Here is a 25877-nt window from a genome sequence, read left to right as displayed (position 1 = left end):
AGCCAAGACCCCGATAAAAATCACGCCTCCACGGGGCGCAGGGCTTCGATGGCGGCCCTGTCCAGGACACGCTGGTTGGAGCTGCCGCGGAAATCCAGCTCCAGATCGCGCAGGGCTTCCACATAGGGCCCGTCCACCAGCACGTCCACCTTGTCCAGCAAGCGGCCCACGGCCGGGATCTTTTGGGCAAGGCTGTAGAGTTCCTCGCAGGTGTAGCCGCTGTAGGCATAGACGTTCTTGCCGGCGGCGTGCACGGCATCGGCCAAGTGGCACAGGGGCTCGGCCTGGACGAAGGGTTCGCCGCCGGAGAACGTGATGCCCGACAACAGGGGATTTTCCATGAACTGACGCAGGATGTCGTCCGTCTCCCGGAACTCTCCGCCGTCGAAATCATGGGTCTGCGGATTGTGGCAGCCCGGGCAATGATGGGGACAGCCCTGGGTGAAGACCACGTAGCGCAGTCCGGGACCGTCTACGATGGACTCTTCCACAATACCGCTGATGCGGAGCCTAGGCATGCTTGACGCGGTCGCGTTCTTCGGCACGCTTGGCGTTGTTGAAACGATCAAGCGTCCCCACCAGATAGCCGGTGATGCGGCGCACGCGTTCAAAAGCCACGCCTTCGCCCACCATTTTCACTTCGGCTTTGGTCTCGGTCAGTTCAGATTTCATCAGCATGGTCCAGGCTCCTCCTCTTGGGGTAAAAAGTGACGGAAACTAACGGCAGCAGTTGGGCATGTGCGGATACTTGCGGCGCAGCATCTTGAGCGTTTCCTGACTCACGGCCTCGCCCTCCTTGCGCCCGCAGCGGGGGCACTGGCCGTTGATGACGCCCACATAGCCGCACACAGGGTCGCGGTCCAGCGGATGGTTGATGGATCCGTAGCCCACACCCTTGTCGTGCATGAAACGGATGATGGTCTCAAAGGCTTCCAGGTTCTTGCAGGTATCGCCGTCCAGCTCCACATAGGTGATATGACCGGCATTGGTGAAGCTGTGGTAGGGCGCTTCCAGCTCGATTTTGCGGAAGGCCTTGATGGGGAAATACACGGGCACATGGAAGGAGTTGGTGTAATACTCCCGGTCCGTGACGCCCTTGATGACGCCGTACTTCTTGCGGTCCAGGGCCACGAAGCGGCCGCTCAGACCTTCGGCAGGCGTGGCGATCAGGGTAAAGTTGAGATGCGTCTTGGCGGCTTCGTCATCGCAGCGCTTGCGCATGTGCTCCACGATGCGCAGGCCCAGCTTCTGGGAGTCTTCGCTCTCGCCGTGATGCTTGCCGGTCAGCGCCACCAGGGTCTCGGCCAGGCCGATGAAGCCCACGGTCAAGGTGCCGTGCTTGAGCACTTCGGCCACGCTCTCGTCCCAGTCCAGCTTTTCGGAATCCAGCCAGATGCCGTTGCCCATCAGGAAGGGATAGTTGCGCACCTTCTTGGAGCACTGGATGTCGAAGCGGTGCAGCAGCTGGCGGAACACCAGGTCGATCTGCTCATCCAGCAGCTGGAAGAAGCGGTCCAGATCGCCCTTGGCCTCGATGCCCAGGCGGGGCAGGTTGATGGACGTGAAGCTCAGGTTGCCGCGGCCGCAGGTCACCTGACGGTCGGGGTCGTACACGTTGCCCAGCACGCGGGTACGGCAGCCCATGTAGGCCACTTCGCTGTTGTAGTCGCCGGGCTTGTAGTACTGCAGGTTGAACGGCGCATCCAGGAAGCTGAAATTGGGGAACAGACGCATGGCCGAGGTCTTGATGGCCATCTTGAACAGGTCGTAGTTGGGGTCGCCTTCGTTGTAGTTGACGCCTTCCTTGACCTTGAAGATCTGCACCGGGAAGATGGAAGTCTCGCCGCTGCCCAGACCGGCCTGGGTGGCCAGCAGCAGGTTGCGCACCACCATGCGGCCCTCGGCGGAGGTGTCGGTGCCGTAGTTGACGGAGCTGAAGGGCACCTGCGCGCCGGCGCGGGAATTCATGGTGTTCAGGTTGTGCACGAAGGCTTCCATGGCCTGATAGGTGCGGCGGTCGGTGATGCGCAGGGCTTCCTCGGCGGCATAGGCATGGGCGGCCTGCACCAGCTCGCGCTCGTTCTCGGCCACCAGGCCCTCCATGCGCTTGCCCAGTTCATCCACATCGGCCATGCGGATGGCGGGCATCACGGGCAGCAGGATCTGCTGGCTGAACTCTTCGGCCTGGGCGGCATCCATGCCGGTCCTGATGCGCACGAAGGCGGTGAAGGCGTGGCGGTATTCCTTGCGGAAGGTCTTGGCCACGCCGCCGGCCATGGCGTAATCGAAGTGCGGCACGCTCTGGCCGCCGTGCATCTCGTTCTGGTTGGCCTGGATGGCGATACAGGCCAGGGCGGAATAGCTCTCGATGGAGTTGGGCTCGCGCAGGTGGCCATGACCGGTGGAGAACCCGTTGCGGAACAGCGGGATCAGGTCGATCTGGCAACAGGTCTCGGTGAGCATGTAAAAATCCTTGTCATGGATATGGATGTCACCGTTGATGTGCGCGGCCGAGGCGTCCTTGGGCAGGACGTAGTTGTCGGTGAAATATTTGGCCCCTTCGGAACCGTACTTGAGCATGGTGCCCATGGCCGTATCGCCGTCGATGTTGGCGTTCTCGCGCTTGATGTCCTCTTCGATGGCGGGCGCGTAGGTCAGGGTCTTGTAGATCTCCATCAGGTACGATTCCGCGTTGCGGCGCTTGGTGTGCTCGGCGCGGTACAGAATGTAGGCCTTGGCGGTCTTGGCGTAATCGTACTGGATCAGGGTCTCTTCCACCACGTCCTGGATCTCTTCCACATGGCGGAGGTTTTGGGCTTCGAGCTTGCGGCAGACCTTTTCGGTGACGAACAGGAGATCCGTGGGGGACATGTCCTCGCCGGACGCCTTGTTGGCCTTGGTGATGGCATTGAGAATCTTGACGGAATCGAAGGCGACCTCGGTCCCGTCCCGCTTGATGATGCTCGCAAGCATGTTTTCCTGCTCCATGTTCCAGGGTCAACAAGAAAGACCCTCCCGGTGAGGGAGGTCCTGTGCCCTGATAAGATCATAAAAAAGGTGGAAAAAAGATACGGACGCCCGGCGACAGAGTGTCATGACGTCCCTTCCCAGCGGCAAAAACCCGTTGCCGTGAGGCTGTCCCCATGGACAAGCGGCAGAAGCAGGTCTTCCGGCTCGTCACCCTGCTCTCGGCCTTCCCGGCGGCTGCCAGTGGCACACGGGGGGAGCAGGTTCTGCGACTTACGGCGGCGGGTCCGCTCCCGGATCTCACGGGATTCCCGATGAAGCTCGTAGCAGCGCTTCTGCCCGCTCAAGATGGCAAAAGGTGCCTCACGTGTCAACACAGAGTTTTTGTAAGTATTTTACAACATTTTGAAATAATTGTAAAAAATCACAAGTCTGCGCCAAGACAGGCAATTTGCCAAAGTCCGCGCCAGTTCTGGGCTGGCGGGATTTTTGAATCCGCAGACCACTCCGGCTGCGTCGTTTTTCACAACTTCCCGGCCTGCCGGAGGCCTTTCCCGCATGGAGAAGGCTCCCTTCCGGGAAGCATTTCCTGTGCAGTTCCCCGTGCCGGATGTACGGCCCGCGTGCGGACCCCGCATCCGGTCGGGAACCATCCTTCGATCCGGCGCAGGTACCCGGGGATACCCGCGCCGGCTTGTCGTCGCTAGACCGCCAGCTTGGGCAGGGTCGAGGCACCGTGCGGCATGATGATGGTGCGCACGTCCAGCTCCTGTCCCAGGAAGTGGCGGGCCTTGTCCAGGGCCTCGTCCAGGGTATGGCAGACATGCATCTTGGTCTTGCCGAACAGGGCGGCATCCATGTCCGTCACCAGGATGAGGTTGTGTTTCTCGGCCGCTTCGGCGAAGAGGAAGCCCACATAGCTGCCGATGGAGAAGGTATCGCGCAGGGCCTTTTCGCGGGCCTGCATGTCGCTGTAGGCGCAGATCTGCGTCTCCACGTCGGGGTTGCCGAAGCCTTCGGAGCAGCGGGAAAGCAGGATCATGGTCCCGCCGGGCTGCACGGCGCTCAGGGCGTTGCTCAGCAATTTGATGGTCTGGTAGAGGTTGATGTCCTTGGGATAGCCGCCCGCACTGGCCACCACCAGGGGCGTACGCTCGGGGATGGTCACGCCTTCCATGCTGTCCACCAGACGGCAGGCCGCCGCATGGGACTGGACCCAGTCACCGGCAAAGGCCTTGATGATGCGGTAATCGTCATTGACCACCACATTGAGGCCGAAGCAGGGCCGTGCCATGGACGCGGCCTCGAAGATGTCGGCATGGAAGATGTTGCTGTCCGCCATGTTGGCGCTGCGCACATCGGCGTTGGTGCCGTTGCCGAAACCGGGGTTCAAAGCCTGCTTGTGATGGCGCTGGATGGTCTCGTAACCGGCGATGCCGGGCAGCAGCATCTTGCCGCCGCCACCGAAGCCCGCCAGGAAGTGATAGACCACACCGCAGGTGATGATGATCTTGTCACAGGCCATGGCGTAGCTGTTGAACCACACCGGCGTGCCGCGACTGGTATCGCCCACATGCACCAGATGGGCGGTATCGCGGCAGTCGTGGTCGATGACGCGGATACGGCGGCAAATGTCCTCGCCCAGCAGGCGGGCCTGTTCGTCGCCCATATGGGCACGGTGCGTGCCCGTGGCCGTGACGATGAGGATGTCACTGTCGGGGATGCCGCAGGCATTGAGTTCTTCCACCATCACGTGGACGTAGACCGCGGGCGACTGCCACAAGCGGGTCACATCGGGTACCAGCAGGCAGATCTTCTCGCCGGGGTTGACGATGTCCTTCAGGCAGGGCGAGCCGATGGGATGGCGCAGGGCCTCACGCACGGCCTGATCCGGTTCCATGACCGGCAAGGACACAGGATTGGACTCCAGCACGGCCGCCAGGTTCTTGTCGGCCACCGGCATGGTCCAGGAAATATCACCATAGTGCAGCGTATGTTCTGACATGACGCACCTCATTCCCTCTAAGGCCAGAAAACAGCGGAACAGCTCCGCAGAGGTCCGCGACTATAGGCCCCTCGCCTGCGGGCCGCAAGCCTAAAATCAAGGGAACCGCCCGGTTTTATTTTATAAAATATCACATACCAAGCATTTTGCTCTGCATTTCATGCCCAGCGCACGCCCTGACGCCAGACACCGGCATCGCGGTATCCCACCGGCGTCAGACTGCCGTCCGGCCCTGACAGGCCCTCTCCTTCAGCCCTCCCCCCAGCATGCAGCGGGCTCGCCCTGCTGACATGACATTCCCGTCCCGGGCATCCCCCTGGCCGATGCCGCCGGATACCGGGCTCTCCTTTCCCTCCAGCCCGCCACAGCAGGACAACGGCCCTGTCCCGCTGCCTACCCCACGAGCAACTCTCCTTCTTCCAGCATAGCCGCACGCTAACCACTCTCCTCCGCCTGTTGGACCTCTCCACGCCCGGTCCTGAAACGAAGCCCTACATACGCTCAGCGACGCCATACCTGTTACCTCACCAGACAGCGACGGGGACCGGCATGCCGACCTGAATAAAAGTTTTTTCAGGGGTGGATGGGGGCCCGGGGGAAGGAGGGGACAGTTTTTACAAAAAACGTCTCCTCCTTCCCCCGGCGATCCCTGACTGCTCCCTCTCCACTTTCCCTGCCCGACGGCAGCCCGCGAGGATACGAAAAAGGGCGGGAAATCCCGCCCTTGTCTGTCCTCTGCGTCCCTCCTGCCGCCACGCGGCAGAGGGGGATCACACCAAAAACGTTTTACGGCGCCACAGGGCTCAGGCCCAGCTCGGCCGGAGCGCTGACGTTCACGCCATGGCTGATGCTGCGGCTTTCGCCCGCAGGCACCTCCACCTTCCAGAACAGGCTGTGATCCTCGCCCTTCTGCGCCCGGGTGCCGTCCAGCGACACTTCCACGGACTTGTTGACCGGCAGGGGCTCGGGCCGCTCCACGCGCACCGTCACGGCTTGGGCACGGGCATTGTGCACCGTGTAAGTCCAGTTCCAGCTCCAGGTCTGGCGCTTGCCGATGATCCCGGTCTCACCACGGCGCTTGTCGTCCGTGGTGGTGGTCACCGACACCCGGGGATCCACCCCGAAATAGAGACGCACTTTATTGCCTTCAGGCACAAAACGTCCCGACCCCACCGGCAGGCCGTCCACGGAGAACTCGGCCTGGGCCGAAGGCCAGGGGGTGCTGTCCAGCGCCCGTTCCACCATCAGCCACACCGGGCTGCCCTGCTCGTCAGGACGGGCCACCCACTGCAAGGGGGCCTTCCATTCTTCCTGTCGTAGCACAAGGCGTTCCTGCCCCTGCGGCAGGGTCACACGGCCCAGATCCCAGCGGGCATAGGTGCCCTTGTCCAGCACCGGCACGGGGGCCGCGGGAGCGTTGGCCGCGCTGTCAGCCCGGGCGGCCAGCACCACGGGAGCGGACTTGAATTCCGCAGCGGCCCGGGCATAGGGACGCGGCACCGGGCCCTCGTCCACCCGCCAGACAGGCAGGACAGGAGCTTCCAGCGGACGAGCGTCCTGCCAGACGATGGAAAGATCGCAACCGCGCCAGTCCATGCCCGAATTCTGGCGCAACCGGGCCGTCAAGAGCACGCGGACGGTACCTTCTTCCGGGCGGGCGTCCAGATCATAGACGGGATCCCAGCCGCTGTTGTCCAGCGTGTAGGCGTAGCGCACACGGACCTTCCCGGCCTTGGCGTCGTCCAGCAGCAGGATCACCAGCTGGCCGCTCTCCGTCACGCGCGGCAGGCTGGCCAGCACGCTGCTGATGGTCTTCAGCTCACGCTGCAGGGCGGCCTGGCGCTCACGCAGACGAGGGATGACTTCGGCCATGCGGGCATCCAGTTTTTCCAGGGCCTCCAGGCTGCGCTCCCCGGCATGGGCCGTCCACAGACCAAGGCGGGCCGAGACGGCTTCCAGCTCGCCTTCCACGGCACGCTTGCGGGCCAGCAGGTCCTGGCGGCGGCGGGCATCACCATCGGCCACGGCGGCCGGGGCCACCCGGCTGCGCCAGCTGGCAAGACGCACGTCCCCCAGGTCGAACTGCAGGTTGCGGGCGTTTTCGGGCACGAAAAGTTCCACACGTCCCACGCCGTCCCGCACACGGATCTCCAGCTCTTCTTCCCCCTGCACCAGCGCGTGGGTGGGGAAGAGGGAGACCTGCCTGGGGCGCAGGAAGGTGTGCGGCGCTTCGTCCACCAGGCCGAACGTGGCCGCGGTGGCGCCTTCGCGGGCCCAGACCGGGCCAGATACGGGGACAAGGCTCATGCCCGCCAGCAGGAGCGAGACTCCCAGCAGGCGGGAAGGGATACGACGGTGTCCAGTTGTCTTTTGTTTCATCATCCTGTTCCTGACTTTTAAAGTCAGTAATGTCGTCCTGTCCGGGAGCGGCAGGCGGCCTGGGCCCAGGCCGGGAAGAGGAAAAGGATCCCGGGGCGGGCGCCCCGGACAGGAAGGCGGAGGGAAAGGCCGGGAAAGACGCCCCGGCCGGGACGGGGACACGGCACCATGCCGTGCCTCCGGGAATGCCCTGCTGCCGGGGCGTCCCGGCGGCAGACAGGAAAGGCGGGGCCGGGCTGCCCCGTCGCGCACATGCCGGCGGAGGCACGGAACGACGGGACAGCCGCGGCGAACATCAGCGGGTCAGCTTGCGGAACTTGGGCCGGTGCGGGGTCTCCGCTTCCTTGCCCAGACGCTTCTTGCGGTCTTCCTCGTATTCGCTGAAGTTGCCCTCGAAGAAGATGACGCTGGAGTCGCCCTCGAAGGCCATGATGTGCGTGGCGATGCGGTCCAGGAACCAGCGGTCGTGGCTCACCACCAGCACGCAGCCGGCGAAGTTGTCCAGGGCGTCTTCCAGGGCGCGCATGGTATTGACGTCGATATCGTTGGTGGGTTCGTCGAGCAGCAGCACGTTGGCGCCGGATTTCAGCATCCGGGCCAGGTGCAGGCGGTTGCGCTCACCACCGGAAAGCACGTCCACCTTCTTCTGCTGGTCGGCGCCGTGGAAGTTGAAGCGCGTGCAGTAGGCACGGGCGTTGACTTCGCGGCTGCCCAGCTTGATGGTGTCGTGGCCTTCGCTGATGATGTCGTACACGCTCTTGCCCGGTTCCAGGGACTCGCGGCCCTGGTCCACATAGGCGAACTGCACGGTATCGCCCACCTTCACGGTGCCGGTATCGGGCTGTTCCTGCCCCACCAGCATCTTGAAGAGCGTGGTCTTGCCCGCGCCGTTGGGGCCGATGATGCCCACGATGGCACCGGCGGGGATGATGGCGTTGACATCTTCCATCAGCACACGGTCACCCATGCTCTTGCTGACGCCGGTGAGCTCGATGACGCTCTTGCCCAGACGCGGTCCCGGCGGGATGTAGATCTCCAGATCCGGGGCGCGCTTCTCGCTTTCGTGGGAGAGCATGGCTTCGTACGCGTTGATACGGGCCTTGCCCTTGGCATGACGGCCCTTGGGCGACATGCGGATCCACTCCAGTTCGCGGGCCAGGGTCTTCTGGCGGTCGGCTTCGGCCTTTTCCTCATTGGCCAGGCGCTTCTGCTTCTGCTCCAGCCAGGAGGAATAGTTGCCCTTCCACGGGATGCCCCGGCCGCGGTCCAGTTCCAGGATCCAGCCGGCCACGTTGTCCAGGAAGTAGCGGTCGTGGGTCACGGCGATGACCGTACCGGGGAAGGTGGAGAGGTAACGCTCCAGCCAGGCCACGGATTCGGCATCCAGATGGTTGGTGGGTTCGTCCAGCAGCAGGATGTCCGGGGCCTGCAGCAGCAGGCGGCACAGGGCCACGCGGCGGCGTTCGCCACCGGAGATCTTGTCCACGGTCATGTCGGCCGGCGGGCAGCGCAGGGCGTCCATGGCCATTTCCAGCCGGGCGTCCAGATCCCACACGCCCTTGTGGTCCATCAGTTCCTGCACCTGGGCCTGACGCTCGATGAGGGCGTCCATCTCCTCAGGTTCCATGGGTTCGGCGAAACGGGCATTGATTTCCTCGAACTCCTTGGCGATGGCCATGAGTTCGCTCACACCCTCTTCCACCACCTCGCGCACGGTACGGGTCTCCCCGGCCAGGGGTTCCTGTTCCAGGTAGCCGATGGTGTAGCCGGGAGCCAGCACGGTCTTGCCGTCAAAGGCTTCGTCCACACCGGCCAGGATCTTCAGCAGGCTGGACTTGCCCGCGCCGTTGAGGCCCAACACGCCGATCTTGGCCCCGTAGAAGTACGAAAGGGAGATGTCCTTCAGCACTTCTTTCTGGCCGTGGCGCTTGGACACGCGGATCATGGAATAAATGATCTTGTCCGGTTCGTTGCTCATAGTATCCTCAAAAATGATGTGTGCCGGCCGGGCCGGCAGGGCGTACAGTCTAGCCGGGCTTGCGCCACTTTTCAAGCGTACGCCGCAGCCACAGGAACATGCCCGGCGTCAGGGATGCGTGAGCGGCGAGCTTTTTTCCACGTCCCCTGCCGGGGATTTCGTCTGTTCCCGCGGCCGGATGAACGGCTTGATTTGCCGCCCTGAGTCTGCCAAGATGCATGGTTCATCATGCCGCAAAGGAGGAGGTCGCATGCTGTCGGTTTTGCGCAGGCTCAGTGTCGCACTGACCCGCTTCATGGGTGTCATCATCATCGCCTTCTCGGCGCTGGCCCTGTGGCAGCCCTGGATCTTTTCCTGGGTGGCGCCGCATATCTCCGCCATGCTGGGCATCATCATGCTGGGCATGGGCATGACCCTGCACTGGCAGGATTTCAGCCATGTGCTGCGTCATCCCCGCGACCTGGGGCTGGGGCTGCTGGTGCAGTTCGGCTGCATGCCGCTGCTGGCCTTTGCCCTGTGCCATGTGTTCGCCCTGCCGCCTGAACTGGCCATGGGCATGATCCTGGTGGGCACGGCCCCGGGCGGGACGGCCTCCAACGTGCTGACCTTCATCGCCCGCGGCGACGTGGCTTTTTCCGTGGCCATGACGGCAGCGGCCACCCTGGTCTCGCTGCTGTTGACCCCGCCGCTGACCTGGCTGCTGGGCGGTGTGTGGGTGCCGGTGGACATGGGCGGCCTTTTCTGGTCCATCGTCAAGATCGTGCTGGTGCCCGTGCTGCTGGGCCTGCTGCTGCACCATTTCCAGCGCGGCCTGGTGGACAGGCTCATGCCCTTCCTGCCGCTGGCCTCGGCCTTGGTCATCACCCTGGTCATCGCCGGCATCATCGCCGTCAACGCGCAGAACATCCTTTCGGCCGGGCCCGCCATCTTCGCGGCGGTCATCGCCCACAACCTCCTTGGCCTGGCCGTGGGCTGGTTCGCCGCCTGCCGGTTGCGCTTTGCGCCGCCGCGCCGCCGCGCCCTGGCCATCGAGATAGGCACACAGAATTCCGGGCTGGCCACAGCCCTGGCGCTGGCGCATTTCACGCCTGCCGCCGCCATTGCCGGCGCCCTGTTCAGCGTCTGGCAGAACATTTCCGGCGCGCTGCTCTCCAACTTCTGGGCAACGCGTCCCGTAACGTCTGATTCCGGGGAGAAGGATTCATGAAGTTCATTTTTGGTGAGGGTTTCCAACGCACTCTGGGCGGTTCCATGATGGTGGCCGGTACGGCCATCGGTGCGGGCATGCTGGCCCTGCCCATGACCTCGGCCGGCATGTGGTTCAACTGGTCCATGGTGCTCATGCTGCTTTCCTGGTTCTGCATGCTGCGCGCCAGTCAGGCCATCCTTGAAGTCAACCTGCTGTTCGAGCCCGGCGACAGCCTGCACACCCTGGTGCAGAACACCCTGGGCTCCTTCTGGAGCGTGCTCAACGGCTTTTCCGTGGCCTTCGTGCTCTACACGCTGGTTTATGCCTACGTCAGCAGCGGCGGCTCCGTGGTCCAGCATGCCCTGCAGTCCAGCTGGGGCATCACGCCGCCCCGTGTCCTCACCAGCCTGATCTTCACCATCCTGCTCACGGCCTGTGTGTGGTGGAGCTCCAAGGCTGTGGACCGCCTGTCCGCCATCCTCATGGGCGGCATGGTCATCACCTTCCTGCTGTCCATCGGCGGCATGATCGGCCAGGCCCGTCTGGATTCCATGCTGGGCCTGGACGGCCAGAGCGGCGAATTCATCTTCATCTTCGGCGCGGCCTCCACCTATCTGACCTCCTTCTGCTTCCACGCTTCGGTGCCCAGCCTCATCAAGTATCTGGGCAAGGACGCCCGCACCATCAACAGCTGCCTGCGCATCGGTACGGTCATCGCCCTGCTCTGCTATGTGGTCTGGATCGCCGCCGCCGACGGCATCATCCCGCGTGACGACTTCAAGCACATCACCAACGTGGGCGACCTGGTGGCCGCTTCCGGCACCAGCCTGGGCGGCATCATCCTCAAGATGCTGGAAGCCTTTGCCCTGTTCGCCATCGCCACGTCCTTCCTGGGCGCGGGCCTTGGCCTGTTCGACTACATGGCCGACCTGTGCGGCTTCGACAACAGCCGTCTGGGCCGTACCAAGACCATGCTCATCACCTTCGTGCCGCCCATGATCGGCGGCATCATCTGGCCCGACGGCTTCCTGCCCGCCATCGGCTGGGCCGGTCTGGCGGCCTCCATCTGGTCGGTCATCGTGCCCGCCCTGCTGCTGCGCGCCAGCCGCCGCAAGTTCCAGGCCAGCCTGTACCGCGTGCCCGGCGGTTCCACCACCGTGCCCCTGCTGCTGGTCTACGGCATCATCGTGGCCGTCTGCCACACCCTGTATGTCTTCAACCTGCTGCCTGTCTTCAAGTAGCAGCCAACACGCAAGGAGTTCCTCATGAACAAGGACGTCATCAGCACCCCCAACGCTCCTGCCGCCGTGGGCCCCTACAGCCAGGGCATCCGCGTGGGCGACATCTTCTTCCTCTCCGGCCAGATCCCGCTGGATCCCGCCACCGGCAAGCTGGTGGAAGGCGACATCTGCGCCCAGGCCGAGCAGTGCTGCAAGAACGTGGTGGCCCTGCTGGAATCCCAGGGCCTGACCACCGCCAATGTGGTCAAGACCACCGTGTTCATCGCTGACATGAACGACTTCCCCAAGGTCAACGAAGTCTACAAGAAATACTTCTGCGAGCCCTTCCCCGCCCGTTCCTGCGTGGCCATCAAGAGCCTGCCGCTGGGCGCCCAGGTGGAAGTGGAAGCCATCGCCGCCCTCTAAACCCCTCCGGGAGGGGCGTCCCCAAGTGATGCCCCTCCTTTCCCCATCCGGCTCCCCGCGTTCCCCGGGCGGTCTCCCTGCCGCCCGTCCCGGAGCCGAACTTTCCTTGCTCCGTTCCATCCCTGCCTATGCTCAAGATCGTCACGACCATTCTTTGCGTCTATATGCTGGTCCGCTGCGTGCTGCCCCTGCGCTGCAAACGGCCGCTCAAGACGCTGCTGGCCCTGCTGGTGCTGCTGGTGGGCTTCCGGCTGCACATCTTTTCCCTGCTCTACGCCACCTTCAATCCCGAACTGCCGCGCTGGGTCCTGGTCAGCACGGGCGTGCCGCATGTGCTCTTTTTCCTGCTGGCCCTGCTCTCGCTGCTCCGGGACGGCGCCTGCCTTGTCTGGTGGCTGGCGCGCCGCTTGCGTCCGGGCCTTCCGGCCCTGCCCGGCAGCAACCGGCAGATGGCCGCATTGCTGCTGGTGGCCCTGGTGATGACGGCCCTGGCCGTGCCCGCGGCCCTGCGCATCCCCGAGGTCCGCACGCAAGAGATCGTCCTGCCCGGCCTGCCCCCCGCCCTGGACGGCCTGCGCGTGGCCCAGCTCACGGACCTGCACATCAGCCGCAACTTTCCCGCCGAATGGACCCGGGCCGTGGTGGACAGGACCAATGCCCTCAAGCCGGACATCATCCTGCTCACGGGCGACCTCATGGACGGCAGCCCTGCGCTGCGACATGCGGACTTCGCGCCCATGGCCGACCTGCGGGCGCCGCTGGGCGTCTTCGCCTGCCCGGGCAACCATGAATATTACTCCGATCTTCCTGCCTGGCGGCCTGTTTTGCGCGCCCACGGCATCACCCTGCTGGAGAACGAGGCCGTGGTGTTGCGGGTACGGGGCGGCCACCTGACCGTGGCCGGTGTCACCGACAATGCGGCCGAGCGTTTCGGCCTGCCCGGCCCCGACCCGCACAGGGCCCTGGAGGGCACGCCGCGGCCGCGCATCCTCATGGCCCACAAGCCGGAGCTCTTCCATCAGACGGCCCCGGACGTCGATCTGCAACTTTCCGGCCATACCCACGGTGGGCTGGCCCTGCTGCTGGATCAGGGCGTGGCCCTGTTCAACGGCGGTTTCGTGCGCGGCTGGTACGCCCAGGGCGAGTCCCGTCTGTATGTGGGCCCCGGCAGCGGCCTGTGGGGCGGTTTTCCCCTGCGCCTGGGCGTGCCTTCCGAGATCCTGCTGCTGGTCCTGCGTGCGCCGCGATAACGCATCGCCCCCTGGATCCCTCTGCCCATCTCTTATTTTCCCCGCTCCCGCAGGGCCCCATCCCCTGCGGGAGCATCGGGACTTCATCCCGCATCCCTCTTGCCTGCCGCTTCGGCAGGCCCTACATTAGCAGGATAGAGACCCCTCACCCTCAAGGAGCCCGCATGCCCCTCCAGCCCCCAAGCCCGTTCCACCAGCACATCGCCCTGCCGGAAAGGACAGCCCTGCTGCTTTCCATGCTGGCTCCCTGGCCGCGCCGGGGCAGGGAACTGCTGGTCATCGGTTGCGGGGCGGGGCATGTCCTGCCCCCGCTCTGGCAGAGCGGCTTTGACCTGAGCGCCTGCGAGGCCTCTCCGGCCCTGCGGGAACAGGCCCGGCACAGGGCCCCGCAAGGCGTGGAGATAGAAGCCGCGGCCCCGGACTGGCTGCCTTTTGCCGACAACAGTTTCGACTGGGTGCTGCTGCGGGCCGACGAACTGCCGCCCGCCGCCCTGCCCGCGGCACTGGGCGAGGCCTGCCGCGTGGCGGCCTGCGGCCTGGTCCTCACCTTCTGGAACAGCGCGTCCCTGCCCTGGCTGACCTGGCGCCTGCACGGGCGTCGCCATGCCTGGCCCGGGCATTCCCTGCCCTTCTGGACAGCCTGGCGCCTGCTGGCCGCCCGTCCGGGACGACTGCACGCGGCAAGCTGCCTTTGGCGGCCCGCCTGCCGCTGGCATCACGGGACGAAGATGCGTGCCGCGGCCCTTTCCCGCCTGCCCTTCGGGGCCTGGTGCGTCCTGCGTCTGGACATGGCGCCCCGCCGTACGGGCACGCCCCTGCCCCTGCGCCTGCGCCCCCGACTGGATACTTCCCGCCCCGTCATGGAATATGACTCCCTGCGCGCCGCCGGACAGTCCCCGGCACAAAAGCAGCATCCCTGAATCACAGGAAAAAATTTTTCTGTTCCCGAACGCTGCGACGCAGGGGATTTGCAGCCTTCCCGTCCTGCAGATACCGGCAGGCAGGCATCAGGGGGCTTGCCGCCGGCACCGGCCTGCATTATGGTGGTACGTCCTGGATATAATGATAGCAACACGGGCGGCATCCCGTGCCGCGCCGTTTTTATTGCGCAGTCCACAATAAGGAGATCATCATGAAAGCGCGCAGCAGATCCATCCATCTTTCCGTGCATATCCATAAAGATCCTGCCGCCATGGCCGAGCGCGCCGCCCATATCCTGGCCGCCGCCTGTGAAGAAGCCGTGGCCGAACGCGGCGTGTTCCGCATCGCTCTTTCCGGCGGCCAGACGCCCATCCCCCTGTTCCGCCTGCTGGCGGCCAGTGACTGGGCCGACCGCCTGCCCTGGGACAAGATGAGCTTTTTCTGGGTGGACGAACGCTGCGTGGGCCCCGACCATCCTGACAGCAACTACGGCCTTGCCCGCCGCGAACTGCTGAGCCATGTGCCCGCCACCCACTTTTACCGCATGCGTGGCGACATCGATCCCGTGGAAGCCGCCGTCAAATACGAACAGCAGATCCGCCAGGACTTCAACATCGGCCCCAACGATCTGCCCCGCTTCGACTTCATGCTCCTGGGCATGGGCGATGACGGCCACACCGGTTCCATCTTCCCCAACTCTCCGGCCCTGGCCGAACGCAAACGCCTGGTCATCGACCAGTATGTGCCCGAACGCAAGGCCGACCGCCTGACCCTGACCCTGCCGGTCATCAACAACTCCCGCTGCTGCATGTTCCTGGTCACGGGCAAGGAAAAACATCAGGTGCTGGGCCAGGTGCTGGATCTGCTGGCCGAGCCCACCCTGCCTGCCCAGATGGTGCGCCCCAGCGTGGGCGACCTGATCTGGGTCGTAGACGAGGCCGCGGCCACCGGTCAGGACTAGGTCGTCCTGCCATACGAATGACGAAGGAGGGGCCCCGACGGGACCCCTCCTTTTTTTGCAGATCCTTCCTGCGCAATACTTTTGCGACGACAGATCATCCCCGCCCCGGCTCGCTGCCTGCCGGGGACGGCTCATCGGGACAGATGTCTCAGCCGTTGCTTCCCCCTGCCGGCACCACTCCCGACAGGTCATGAGGAGACGCGGCTGTCCCGCCGTCCCGCCCGTCCCCGCCTGCCATCTCCAGCTGGCGCAGCAGGCGGGCCTTGGCCATGATCTCGGGCCGGTATTCGAAGTGCATCAGATCATATTCGTGCCATTTGCCGCCCCAGATGAAGCCTTCAGCCTCGAAGGCCCGGACGATCTCGCTGTCGTAGGACTGCTGCAGGGGATGGCGCTCCACCTTGGCCCAGCGCCAGTACGGCGCCCGCTGCGGGCTCAGGTCGATGGCGATACCGAAGGAGTGCGGGCTCAGGCGCTGCTCTCCGGCGATGGGGCGCCACAAAAAACCTCCGGCCGAGACCAGCCAGGGCTTGAGCTCCGGCCGCTGCCGCACGGCCTCGCGCAGGCGGCCATCCACGGCGGCCAGCGCCCGCGCGGCGGCCCCGCTCATCCGCACCTTGCGCCCCTGCAGGGACGTCCCGCCCAGGCCCCGGCGGACCGTGGCCGCATCCGCACCGTACAGGGCTTTCAAAAAGGCATAGCTGCGCCAGCGACCGGGCGAATAGCCCAGCGGCGTGGCCGCCCGTTCCGGATCCGGCAGATAGGGCAGATGCATGCTGGCACGCAGCGAGACGTCCATGCGTGCGGTATCGAGGCGCCGGGCCAGACGCTGTTCCCTGTCCAGCAGGGCCGCATCATCATAAGGATGGGCCGCCAGTTCCGCTGCCGAGGCATAGAGAACCCGCCGCTCCCCTTCCAGGCGCAGCCAGATGCCGTCGGATCCGGCCTCCACGGCCCTGATCTGCGGATAGGCCGAACGCAGGCACAGCAGGTTGATACGGTCCTCGGCGGACAGGCCGGACAGCTCGCCATTCCCGACGCCGGGACCCGTCTCCGCCGTACAGCACAGCGGCAGCAGCAACAGCCACAGCAGCAGCCCGCCCCAGCGGGAGGGGTGCCGCCACACACATCCTTTCATCGTCCATCTCCAGCGGGTCCCGGCCGCCTCTTGTCAAGGGGACGGCCTTTGCCCTACATAGCAGCCATGCAAGCATGGAAATTCTACTTCATTACCTTTGGCTGTAAGGTGAACCAGTACGAAACGCAATCCCTGCGCGAGGCCTGGCAGGCCCGTGGCGGTGTGGAATGCGACGACCCCGCCCAGGCGGACGTGGTCTGCGTCAACAGCTGCGCCATCACGGCCCGTGGCGAACGCGATGCCCGCAATGCCGTGTTCCGCCTGCGTCGTGCGGCCCCCGCCGCCCGCCTGATCCTGACCGGCTGCGCGGCCCGCCTGTTCGAGGACTTCCGCCGGCACGGCCACGAGGACTGCGTGCAGCCGGACCTCATCCTGCCCCAGGGCGACAAGCGCCTGCTGCTGGCCGGGCCCTGGACGGAAGGAGAGCTGGCTCCGACAGGGGAAGCGCAGGCCCCCTCCTACCCGCCCTTTGCCATCAGCGGCTTCCGGCGCGCCCGTCCCGTGCTCAAGGTACAGGACGGCTGCCAGCACCGCTGCACCTACTGCATCGTGCCCCTCACCCGCGGCCGCTGCCTGAGCCGCCCGCCGGAAGACGTCATCGCCGAGGCCCGGCGCCTGCTGCTGGCCGGACATGCCGAGATCATGATCTCGGGCATCAATCTGCGCCAGTATGGCCGGGACAATGCCGATTTCGGTGATTTCTGGAGCCTGCTCCGCCGTCTGGATGCCGCTCTGGCCCCGGAATTCGCCGGACGCGGCCGCTTCCGCATCAGCTCCCTGGAGCCGTCGCAACTCGATGACGAAGGGGTGGAGACCCTCATGGCCTGCCGCATGCTCTGCCCGCAGCTGCACATCTCGCTGCAGCATGCCAGCCAGCCCGTGCTGCGCCGCATGGGACGCGGCCACTACACGGCGGCCATGCTCCAGCGTGCCGTGGAACGCCTGCACGCCCACTGGCCCGTCATGGGACTGGGGGCGGACATCATCGCGGGCTTCCCGGGCGAACGTGAGGAAGATGTGGCCTGCCTGCTGGATTTCGTGCGCGAGACGCCGTTCAGCTATGCTCACGTCTTCCCCTATTCCCGCCGCCCCGGTACCGCCGCCGACCGCTTCGACGGCCACCTGCCCCAGCAGGTCAAGCAGGAGCGGGCCGCCAGGGTCCGCGCCGCCGTGGAGGAACGCCGCCAGGCTTTCTGTCAGGCACAGCTGGCCCTGCCGCGCATGCTGCTGGCCGCCGACAGCCCCGCCCCCGACCAGGCCCCCGCCCGCCGTCGCAAAGCCATCAAGGGCGTCAATGAATTCTATGTGCCCTGCATCCTGCCCGCCGGGGCCCATCCCGGTCGCGAACTGCTGGCCGTGCGCCCCCTTTCCGTCACGGAGAAGGGCCTGCTGGTAGAGCCGCTGGCGGACTAGGCATCGTTGTTTTTTGGGGAACCCGGGGAAGGGCCCCTGTCGTCCCGTCGCTGCCGGTCACGGAGCCCTGCCGGGCACGCCCGCAGGACAGCTCTAGGCATCGACAGCAGCGGCAAGCCCTTCTCCGGCCCCTTCCTCTCAGGATATGGGACGATGCGGCGGGGCGGCTGCCGGGAAGGACTTGCTAAAAGTTCTGATTTCTGAAATAAAAACATAGCAGTTAAATATGTTTTTATACTGCCTGTCCCCTCGGCCGGACAGGAGAATCCCGGCACAGGCCCTGCCCCGGCCGCTCTCCACTCCCTCCATGGATGACGGGTGCGAACTTCCCTCCTTCCCGGCCGCATCCCTGCAACCAGAAGAGGAAATGCCATGTCCTGCCGCTATGCTCTCTCCGCCCTTTTGAGCCTCACCCTGCTGGCATCCGGCTGTGCCGGCGGTTTTTCCCGTCATTATCAGGCGGCGGACGATCATGTCCGCCCCGTGGATACCCTTGAATCCTGTACAGCCCCCCGCGTGGAAAAGATCCCGGCCTCCGTCATGGAAGAACGCCTTGCCGCGGCCCTTGCCGACGGCTATGTCCGTCTGGGCCGGGCCACGTGGGAAAGTGCCGTCCCCGCTTCCGCCGACGATGCCGCTGCCCAGGCGGGCCGTGTGGGCGCCTGCCTCGTGCTCCAGAGCGTGACGCCCATCCCCCAGCAGCCGGAAAAGCCCCACTACCAGGCGCATCCCGGCTTCATCTCGCGCATCGGCCAGCGCGGCATCTTTGCCGAGGACAACAGCGGGAACCTGAGCGGCCCGTCCACGCGGCCTGCGGTGCGTTACCGCAACGACGCCGTCTTCCTTGCCCGTACAAAATAAAGTGACACGTATCCGCCGGAGGAAGAAGACAGGCCCGTTCCGGCAGGCCTGCCTCTTCCCGCCGATCGCCTGATCCGGCCCCTGCCGGATGGGGATGTGCCGCCTCTGAGCCTGCATCCCGGGCTCACCCATGCCCCGCCCGCATGCGCATTCGGTTCCGCGCCCCGGGCTCGACAGATGAAACCATAAAAAAGAGGGAGCCTGCCCTGCGGCACGGCTCCCTCTTTCCCTGTCAGGGGATATCGCTATTCGCTGGCTAGATGCTGATCTGGGCACCCAGCAGCTTGACGAAGGCGGCGATCCAGGCCGGATGCGCAGGCCAGGCCGGGGCCGTGACCAGGTTGCCGTCCACCACCGCGTTGCTGGCCGTGGCGTTGAAGTCATGCCAGGTGGCACCGGCGGCCACCACATCGGGTTTGACCGCCGCATAGCAGGTGCAGGTGCGGCCCTTGAGGATGCCCGCGCTCACCAGCAGCTGGGGGCCGTGGCAGATGGCGGCGATGGGTTTCCCGGCGGCGTCGAATTCACGCACGATCTCCAGTACGCGCTCGTTGAGGCGCAGGTATTCGGGAGCGCGCCCGCCGGGCACCACCAGACCGGCGTAGTCGGCTACATCGACCTTGTCGAAGTCATAGTTGATGGCGAAGTTGTGGCCGCGCTTCTCGCTGTAGGTCTGGTCGCCCTCGAAGTCATGGATGGCCGTACGCACGAAATCTCCGGCCTTTTTGCCCGGGCAGACGGCATGGACTTCGTAGCCCAGCATCAGCAGCATCTGGAAAGGCACCATCACTTCGTAATCTTCCACATAATCGCCGGCCAGCAGCAGAATCTTTTTCATCGTGATACTCTCCTGTGCGGCAAGGCGCCCGTCCGGAACAAAGAAGCCGGGCCCGCCCTTGCCATCGCTCATATACTGCTTATATAAGCAGCGGAACGTTACAGACAAGAGGCAGGCCGGTGCTTTTCCGGCCCGGCGGCTGCCTGCCGATACACCCCACTGTCCCGCGGCCCCGGCTGCGGCCCAAAACATGGCAAGGAGTGCTCCATGCCCCTGTATGATTTTGTCTGCCCCGCCTGCGGGGCCCAGTTCGAAGAGCTGGCGTTCGGTGACGAAACGCCCGCCTGCCCCCAGTGCGGCCATGCCGAGACCCAGCGCCAGATGAGCGTGCCCAGCCCGCTCAAGACCGGCGCCTTCCCCTTCAAGCCCGGCCCGGTGCATCCGCTGGCCTCCAAGATGGGCAAGGGCCTTGCCGGTTGCGGTCAGGCCGGCGGCTGCGGCAGTGCCCCCGCCGCGCCCAGCTCCGGTTCCGCCTGCGGCGGCAACGGCAAGTTCTCCTGAGCCTAGGCTCGCGTATCCTGGCAGGATACGTTCACTTTGGGGACGCGCCTTCCGCGGCATGTATCCAGCCGCGCGGGCGCGTTCCTTGCATTATGGAGCTGCTTGGCCTATTCTTTTGGAATATTTTCACTTCAGGGGGATATTATGCTGCGCAGTATGACCGGCTTCGGCCGCTGCCTGGTAGAGAGCGAAGGCTTTACCCAGCAATGGGAAGTCAAAAGCGTCAACAGCCGCCATCTGGACCTCAAATGGCGCCTGCCCATGAGCGTGCGCAGCCTTGAGCCGCGCCTGGAAAAAGTGGTGCGCCGCTTCGCCTCCCGCGGCCGCGTGGACATCAGCCTGACCCTCCAGTACACCGGCGGCACCGGCCCCGCGCCGCGCTTCGACGCCATGCAGGCCGAAGCCATGCTGGACAGCCTGAAAGAACTGGCTGCCCGCCGCGGCGAGTCCTTCACCCCCGACTACAACGCCCTGCTCGCCCTGCCCGGCCTGTGGGGCGATGCCGGTGACGAAGTGGACGAGGGCCTGACCCTGGCTCTGGAAGAAGGCCTGTCCTTGGCCCTGGAGGACTGGAACGACGCCCGCGCCGCCGAAGGCCGCGCCCTGGCCCGCGACATGCACTCCCGCATCCTGCGCATGGAGGAATGGACCGGCCTCATCGCCGAACGCGCGCCCGAGATCAAGGAAGAGCGCGCCGCCGTCATGCGCGAACGCCTCAACGAGGCGCTGGAAGCCGTCAACGGCCTGGACGAGAACCGCTTCCTGCAGGAAGTCACCATCCTGGCCGACCGTCTGGACGTCACCGAAGAGCTGACCCGCCTGCACACCCATCTTGCCCGTCTGCACGAGCTGCTGGATGCCGGCAAGGATGCCGGTCGCCGTCTGGACTTCACGCTGCAGGAATGCTTCCGTGAGATCAACACCTGCGGCAACAAGATCCCCGATGTGCAGCTTTCGCGCATGGTGGTCGATTTCAAGAACGAACTGGAAAAGTGCCGCGAGCAGGTACAGAACCTCGAATAGCCGGCGGGTTCCCGTCACGGTCGTCCGACACTGAGCTCCGCGGGCCCCGCCTGCGGGAGGAGATTTTGACATCATGAACAGACTCGGCATCGCGCTGGTCATCAGCGCGCCCTCCGGGACAGGGAAGACCACGCTCATCAAGCGCCTGCGCAAGGAATTCCCCAACTTCGGCTATTCCATCTCCTGCACCACCCGCGCCCCCCGCGAAGGCGAAGTGGACGGCAAGGACTATCATTTCCTGAGCCGCGAGCGCTTCGTGGAGCTGCGCGACCAGGGCCATTTTGCCGAATGGGCCGAAGTGCACGGCAACTTCTACGGCACGCCCCTGCCCCCTGTGCGCGAGATGCTGGCCAAAGGTCAGGACATCCTGTTCGACATCGACGTGCAGGGCGCCGCCCAGCTGCGCAAGAACATGCCCGATGCCCGCTTCCTCTTCATCCTGCCGCCCTCCATGGAAGAACTGGAACGCCGCCTGCGCGGCCGCGGCCTGGACAGCGAGGAAGTCATCCTGCGCCGTCTGGCCAATGCCCGTGCCGAGATGCAGGAAGCGCCCCACTACGATGCCCTCATCGTCAATGACGACCTGGACACGGCTTACGACCACCTGCGCGCCGCCTACCTGGCCGCGACCCTGGCCCCCCACTGCCGCCCCGGGCTGGTGGAGGCCCTGAACAACGGACACCTCCTTTAAAGGAAGAAGAACGATGGCTGCCCAACTCATTGTCGCTCTGGATCTGCCCCGCAAGGAAGACGCTCTCGTCCTGGCCCGCGAACTGCAAGGCGCCGTGCCCTGGTGCAAGGTGGGCATGGAACTGTTCACCCTGGCCGGCCCGGACATCATCCGCGAACTGCACGACCTCGGCTTCCATGTCTTCCTGGACATGAAATTCTACGACATCCCCCACACCGTGGCCCAGGCCGTCAAGGCCGCTGCCGCCGCCGGTGCGGAACTGCTGACCCTGCACTGCCAGGGCGGCGAGCGCATGTGCAGCGAGGCCCGTATCGCCGCCGACAGCTACGGCAGCAAGGCTCCCCAGCTTTTCGGCGTCACGGCCCTGACCAGCTTCGGCCCCGGCGAGATGCCCGGCATCAGCGCCGATCCCTCGGACTTTGCCCTGGAGCTGGCCGGCAAGGCCCGCGGCTGGGGTCTGGACGGCGTGGTCTGCTCCGGCCATGAGGCCGCCCGCATCAAGGCCTCCTGTCAGGGCCTGCGCTGCCTGTGCCCCGGCATCCGTCCCGCGGGCGCCGATACCGACGACCAGCAGCGCATCATGACGCCCGCCCGTGCCGTGCAGGCCGGTGCCGACTTCCTGGTGGTGGGACGTCCCATCCTCAAGGCCCCTTCGCCCGCCGAGGCCGCCCGTGCCATCCAGGCCGAGATGAAAGCCGCCGTCTAAAGGAGACAGCATGACAGCCAGCGCCCCTCTTGCCCTTTTCCGCACCACAAGCATGTCCCGTCGCCGCAGCATCCGGCGTCGCGGGCCTGTCATGGAGGTGGCGGCATGAAGCGCTGGCTGTTCCGTGAGCCCCCTGCCGGTTCGCCGCCGCGCGGTCTGGCCCGTGAGCTCTCCATCTCTCCCCTGCTGCTGGACATCCTCTGGCGGCGCGGCCTGGACAGCCCCGAAGAGCTGGATGCCTATCTTTCCGCGCGTCTGCCCGATCTGGTGCCGCCGTCCCGCTGGCCCCAGTTCCCGCAGGCGGCCGAGGTCATCAGCAAAGCCCTGCTGGACGGCAAGAAGCTGGCCGTCTGGGGCGACTACGACGTGGACGGCATCACCTCCTCCACGCTGGTGCTGGACGTGCTGGAAGCCCACGGTCTGGAAGCCCTGTGGCATGTGCCCGACCGCCGCAGCGAAGGCTACGGCCTGAACATCCCGGCCATCGAGGAACTGGCCGCGCAGGGCTGCGGCATCCTGCTCACCGTGGACTGCGGCATCTCCGACATGGCCGCCGTGGCCCGCGCCCGCGAACTGGGCATGACCGTGGTCGTCTCCGACCACCATCTGCCGCCGCCGGAGCTGCCCCCGGCCGATGCCATCTGCAACCCCCGTCTGGGCCCGGAAGACGACATGCCCTGCCCCCATCTGGCCGGTGTGGGCGTGGCCTTCTTCCTCATGGCCGCCGTCAACGCGGCCCTGGCCCCGCACACGGGCCGCCGCTTCAAGATGGACAAGGTGCTGGATCTCGTGGCCCTGGGCACGCTGGCCGACGTCATGCGCCTGGGCGGGCAGAACCGCATCCTCGTGCGCGGCGGGCTGGACAAGCTGGCCGAGGCCGCCCGCCCCGGCATCGCCGCCCTCAAGACCGTGAGCGGTTCCGACGCGGCCGCTCGCCTCAACGCCGGACAGGTGGTCTTCCGCCTGGCGCCGCGCATCAATGCCGCCGGGCGCATGGGCGCGGCCGACACCGCCCTCCAGCTGCTGCGCAGCAAGGACCATGTGGAGGCCCTCCGCCTAGCCCAGCATCTGGATGCCCTCAACACCCAGCGCCGCGAGGAAGAGGAACGCATCTGGGCCGCCGCCCGCGAGCAGGCCCACCGCCAGCTGGAACAGCGCCAGCGCCCTGCCCTGGTGCTCTACGGCGGCGACTGGCACCCCGGCATCGTGGGCATCGTGGCTTCGCGCATCGTGGAAGAATTTTACCGGCCCACCATCATCCTCTGTGACGACAACAATATGATGAAGGGCTCGGGCCGCTCCATCCGCGAGTTCGACCTTTACGCCGGGCTCCAGAAGACGGCCCATGTGCTGGCTGGCTTCGGCGGCCACAAGCTGGCCGCGGGCGTGCGCCTGGAACCCAACCAGCTGGAGCGCTTCCGTGAGGCCTTCGAACAGGTCGTGGCGGACGAACTGGGCGAGCAGCCCCTGACTCCGGCCCTGCTGCTGGAATGCGAGCTGGATTTCCAGCAGGCGTCGGACTCCGCCTTCCTGCAGGAGCTGGAACTCATGCAGCCCTTTGGGGCGGGCAATGCCGAACCGGTCTTCGCCTCCCCGGAACTCACGGTGGTGGACCGCAGCCCGCTGGGCTACAGCGGCGACCATGTGCGCCTGCGCCTGAAGGACAGCGCCAGCGGCATCACCCTCATGGCCAAGGGCTGGAACATGGCCACGGCCTTCCCGCCTTCTTCCGTGGGCTCGCGCATCCGTGTGGCCTACACGCCGCGCCTGGATTACTACCGGGGAGTGGCCTCCATCGACGTGGGCATCAAGGACTGGCAGCCTGTGACCGACTAGCACGCGCGAACGATATCGTTGCAGGGCCTTTCCCGTGCGGGAGGGGCCCTTTTGATTTTTTGCCTTCGGGCGGGCCCCTGGCGCATCCCCGCTTTCTCCGGCTGATCCGTAGCGCGCAGCCGGCGGGCTCCGGGCAGCCACGGCCCGCTTCTCTCCCTGCGCTCCTGTCGCTAGGGGCCCGGCTGTCCCTTTGCCGTCCGTGCTGCACAGACATCTTTTCCCGCCCTTCTCCGGGCGGGCGGCACCGCTATCGCCCGCAGCCCTGCCTGTTGCCACAAATTCCCGGAAATTTCCTTCCGCATCCTTCACAGATGCCATTTGAGGCTTACCCTTTGAACACGGCAGCCATCGACGGCAGACCGGGGAACGCCTCCCGCGTCCCTGCCATCGCCGTCCGGCCCGGCCCTCCCGTCCGTCTTCCTGCTCCGGCAGGCAGTCCGGGACAGGCCCGCGGCCACGGTTGCCTGCGGCACCGTCCGCCCCGCGAGACAAGGGGGGCTGCGCCGCGCCCTTACCTTCAACAGATCACACGCCGGGATCGTCCGGCTTTTCAGGAGTTCGTCATGATGCAGCCCGAAGAGCTGTCCGCGTACAAGGAAAGCGTCCTGCAGGACATCGCCCAGGCCCAGCGCGTGGGCGCTGACGAGAACGCCATCACCGCCCTCATCAGCCAGTACCCGCTGGATCAGGCCCTGGCCGCCCGTCTGGCCCGCTGCTACGGCCCCAAGGGACTGGAGAACTTCAATCTGGACGGCATCGATGTGGCCGCTCTGCCCGCGCAGCAGAAGCACGCCAAGGAACCCGACCAGAGCGTGTTGCAGCAGGTCTGGGAAGAGCACGTGGCCCAGGTCATGGATCAGGTCTGCCGCATGTCGCCCGAATATCTCGATCTGGAGCAGGAGACCCGTCTGGACATCCTGCTGCTGGAACAGGCCCGCGCCGAGAACAACCTCCAGGCCATGCTGGGTCTGGAGATCCTGCATGTGGCCGAAGACCTGAACCTGGCCATGCAGGAAGCCGAAGCCGCCGAGGCCGGTCACGCCGCCGGGCAGCCCGGGGCCTGCAAGATGGCCGCCTTTGCCCGCAAAATCATCCACAGTCTGGAGCACCAGCGCGAGAGCCTGGAACAGGCCGCCGAGCTCCTGCCGCTGGTCTGTGACGCCCAGGCCTATGCCGCCGCTGCCCAGACCTACGCCAAGAACAAAAAGGACAAGGACGGCCTGCCCGAAGACGGCTTCCGCCAGACCATGCAGGCCCAGTGCCAGTCGCTGGAAGCCGCCGCGCAGGATTGCACCACGCCCTGCCTGGGCGATCTGTTCTCCGCCCGCCACCGCAACCTGGCCACGGCGGAAGAGATCTACATCCGCATGCAGCGCCAGGCCCTGAGCGGCCTTTCTTCCGTGACGCAGGCCGAGGCCCTGGCCGACAGCCTCTTCCCCTGGCTGGCCGATACGCTGGAAGGCATCATCGGCAACGAGCTCCACGCCGGCCTCAAGGATACGGCAGCCGCCCGCCTGGACGGCATCCGCCAGCTGCTGGCCGACATGGAAGCTGAAGAGCAGGAATAATAAGGA

At 65.6% G+C, this 25877-nt stretch carries 22 protein-coding genes and 1 riboswitch; of the genes, 14 read left to right on the top strand and 8 right to left on the bottom strand.

Annotated features, from left to right (window positions below; all coding sequences use genetic code 11):
- Positions 1–20: 20 nt before the first annotated feature.
- The 6 genes from nrdG to ettA all read right to left on the bottom strand — a co-directional run bounded on the left by nrdG (position 21) and on the right by ettA (position 9329).
- Positions 21–518, bottom strand: coding sequence for an anaerobic ribonucleoside-triphosphate reductase activating protein (gene nrdG / locus DESPIG_RS00970; protein ID WP_006003900.1), 498 nt, complete (start codon positions 516–518; stop codon positions 21–23).
- Positions 511–678: an anaerobic ribonucleoside-triphosphate reductase gene (gene nrdD, locus DESPIG_RS13525; protein WP_006003899.1), complete on the bottom strand. Its 168-nt coding sequence runs from the start codon at positions 676–678 to the stop codon at positions 511–513. Before nrdD ends, nrdG begins: the two co-directional genes overlap by 8 nt.
- Before the next feature lie 39 nt (positions 679–717).
- Positions 718–2973, bottom strand: a complete 2256-nt coding sequence (locus DESPIG_RS00960) for an anaerobic ribonucleoside triphosphate reductase (RefSeq protein WP_050760235.1) — start codon at positions 2971–2973, stop codon at positions 718–720.
- A gap of 169 nt (positions 2974–3142) precedes the next feature.
- Positions 3143–3319: riboswitch (cobalamin riboswitch) on the bottom strand.
- Positions 3320–3670: 351 nt separating this feature from the next.
- Positions 3671–4972, bottom strand: coding sequence for a lactate racemase domain-containing protein (locus tag DESPIG_RS00955; RefSeq protein ID WP_040368927.1), 1302 nt, complete (start codon positions 4970–4972; stop codon positions 3671–3673).
- A 786-nt stretch (positions 4973–5758) separates the two neighbouring features.
- The gene (locus DESPIG_RS00950) at positions 5759–7351 is read right to left on the bottom strand and encodes a DUF4139 domain-containing protein (protein WP_050760228.1); all 1593 of its coding nucleotides are present in this window, start codon (positions 7349–7351) and stop codon (positions 5759–5761) included.
- Positions 7352–7646: 295 nt separating this feature from the next.
- On the bottom strand, positions 7647–9329 hold the full coding sequence (ettA, locus tag DESPIG_RS00945; protein ID WP_006003892.1) for an energy-dependent translational throttle protein EttA: 1683 nt from the start codon (positions 9327–9329) through the stop codon (positions 7647–7649).
- A gap of 250 nt (positions 9330–9579) precedes the next feature.
- Here ettA and DESPIG_RS00940 point away from each other — a divergent pair, with 250 nt between their 5' ends.
- The 6 genes from DESPIG_RS00940 to pgl all read left to right on the top strand — a co-directional run bounded on the left by DESPIG_RS00940 (position 9580) and on the right by pgl (position 15296).
- Positions 9580–10536, top strand: coding sequence for a bile acid:sodium symporter family protein (locus tag DESPIG_RS00940; protein ID WP_006003890.1), 957 nt, complete (start codon positions 9580–9582; stop codon positions 10534–10536).
- Positions 10533–11759, top strand: coding sequence for an aromatic amino acid transporter (locus tag DESPIG_RS00935; RefSeq protein ID WP_006003889.1), 1227 nt, complete (start codon positions 10533–10535; stop codon positions 11757–11759). Before DESPIG_RS00940 ends, DESPIG_RS00935 begins: the two co-directional genes overlap by 4 nt.
- Before the next feature lie 24 nt (positions 11760–11783).
- Positions 11784–12164, top strand: a complete 381-nt coding sequence (locus DESPIG_RS00930) for a RidA family protein (RefSeq protein ID WP_006003888.1) — start codon at positions 11784–11786, stop codon at positions 12162–12164.
- A gap of 128 nt (positions 12165–12292) precedes the next feature.
- A complete protein-coding gene (locus DESPIG_RS00925; RefSeq protein ID WP_006003887.1) occupies positions 12293–13414 on the top strand; it encodes a metallophosphoesterase in 1122 nt (373 codons plus the stop codon).
- A 164-nt stretch (positions 13415–13578) separates the two neighbouring features.
- Entirely contained in the window at positions 13579–14334 is a 756-nt protein-coding gene (locus DESPIG_RS00920; protein ID WP_006003885.1) for a class I SAM-dependent methyltransferase, read from the top strand.
- A 212-nt stretch (positions 14335–14546) separates the two neighbouring features.
- Complete coding sequence (pgl, locus tag DESPIG_RS00915; RefSeq protein WP_040368926.1) at positions 14547–15296, top strand: 6-phosphogluconolactonase; 750 nt, start codon at positions 14547–14549, stop codon at positions 15294–15296.
- Between the two features lie 148 nt (positions 15297–15444).
- Here pgl and DESPIG_RS12650 read toward each other — a convergent pair whose 3' ends face one another.
- The gene (locus tag DESPIG_RS12650; RefSeq protein WP_006003881.1) at positions 15445–16434 is read right to left on the bottom strand and encodes a M15 family metallopeptidase; all 990 of its coding nucleotides are present in this window, start codon (positions 16432–16434) and stop codon (positions 15445–15447) included.
- Positions 16435–16500: 66 nt separating this feature from the next.
- On the opposite strand from DESPIG_RS12650, the gene DESPIG_RS00905 reads away from it, so the two are divergent.
- Both DESPIG_RS00905 and DESPIG_RS00900 read left to right on the top strand, forming a co-directional pair.
- Positions 16501–17847, top strand: coding sequence for a MiaB/RimO family radical SAM methylthiotransferase (locus tag DESPIG_RS00905; protein ID WP_006003879.1), 1347 nt, complete (start codon positions 16501–16503; stop codon positions 17845–17847).
- A gap of 372 nt (positions 17848–18219) precedes the next feature.
- Positions 18220–18708 carry a hypothetical protein gene (locus tag DESPIG_RS00900; RefSeq protein WP_040368925.1) on the top strand — a complete coding sequence of 163 codons (489 nt, stop codon included), beginning with the start codon at positions 18220–18222 and terminating at the stop codon, positions 18706–18708.
- Positions 18709–18964: 256 nt separating this feature from the next.
- On the opposite strand, the gene DESPIG_RS00895 is transcribed toward DESPIG_RS00900, so the two are convergent.
- Positions 18965–19546 (bottom strand): DJ-1/PfpI family protein, encoded by a 582-nt coding sequence (locus DESPIG_RS00895; protein WP_040368924.1) that lies wholly within the window; start codon positions 19544–19546, stop codon positions 18965–18967.
- A 207-nt stretch (positions 19547–19753) separates the two neighbouring features.
- Between DESPIG_RS00895 and DESPIG_RS00890 the strand changes: the two genes are divergently transcribed.
- The 6 genes from DESPIG_RS00890 (at position 19754) to DESPIG_RS00865 (ending at position 25871) form a co-directional block, all read left to right on the top strand.
- Complete coding sequence (locus tag DESPIG_RS00890) at positions 19754–20047, top strand: FmdB family zinc ribbon protein (protein ID WP_006003867.1); 294 nt, start codon at positions 19754–19756, stop codon at positions 20045–20047.
- Positions 20048–20191: 144 nt separating this feature from the next.
- Entirely contained in the window at positions 20192–21070 is an 879-nt protein-coding gene (locus DESPIG_RS00885) for a YicC/YloC family endoribonuclease (RefSeq protein ID WP_006003865.1), read from the top strand.
- Between the two features lie 73 nt (positions 21071–21143).
- Entirely contained in the window at positions 21144–21761 is a 618-nt protein-coding gene (gene gmk, locus DESPIG_RS00880) for a guanylate kinase (RefSeq protein WP_006003864.1), read from the top strand.
- A 13-nt stretch (positions 21762–21774) separates the two neighbouring features.
- Positions 21775–22467: an orotidine-5'-phosphate decarboxylase gene (gene pyrF, locus DESPIG_RS00875; protein ID WP_006003862.1), complete on the top strand. Its 693-nt coding sequence runs from the start codon at positions 21775–21777 to the stop codon at positions 22465–22467.
- 105 nt (positions 22468–22572) lie between these two features.
- Positions 22573–24303 (top strand): single-stranded-DNA-specific exonuclease RecJ, encoded by a 1731-nt coding sequence (recJ, locus tag DESPIG_RS00870; RefSeq protein WP_006003860.1) that lies wholly within the window; start codon positions 22573–22575, stop codon positions 24301–24303.
- 563 nt (positions 24304–24866) lie between these two features.
- The gene (locus tag DESPIG_RS00865) at positions 24867–25871 is read left to right on the top strand and encodes a hypothetical protein (RefSeq protein ID WP_006003858.1); all 1005 of its coding nucleotides are present in this window, start codon (positions 24867–24869) and stop codon (positions 25869–25871) included.
- The last annotated feature ends 6 nt before the right edge of the window (positions 25872–25877 follow it).

Source organism: Desulfovibrio piger ATCC 29098 (assembly GCF_000156375.1).
Taxonomy (GTDB): domain Bacteria; phylum Desulfobacterota; class Desulfovibrionia; order Desulfovibrionales; family Desulfovibrionaceae; genus Desulfovibrio; species Desulfovibrio piger.
The sequence above is the reverse complement of the archived record's forward strand: the minus strand, read 5'-3'. Positions and strand labels throughout refer to the sequence as shown.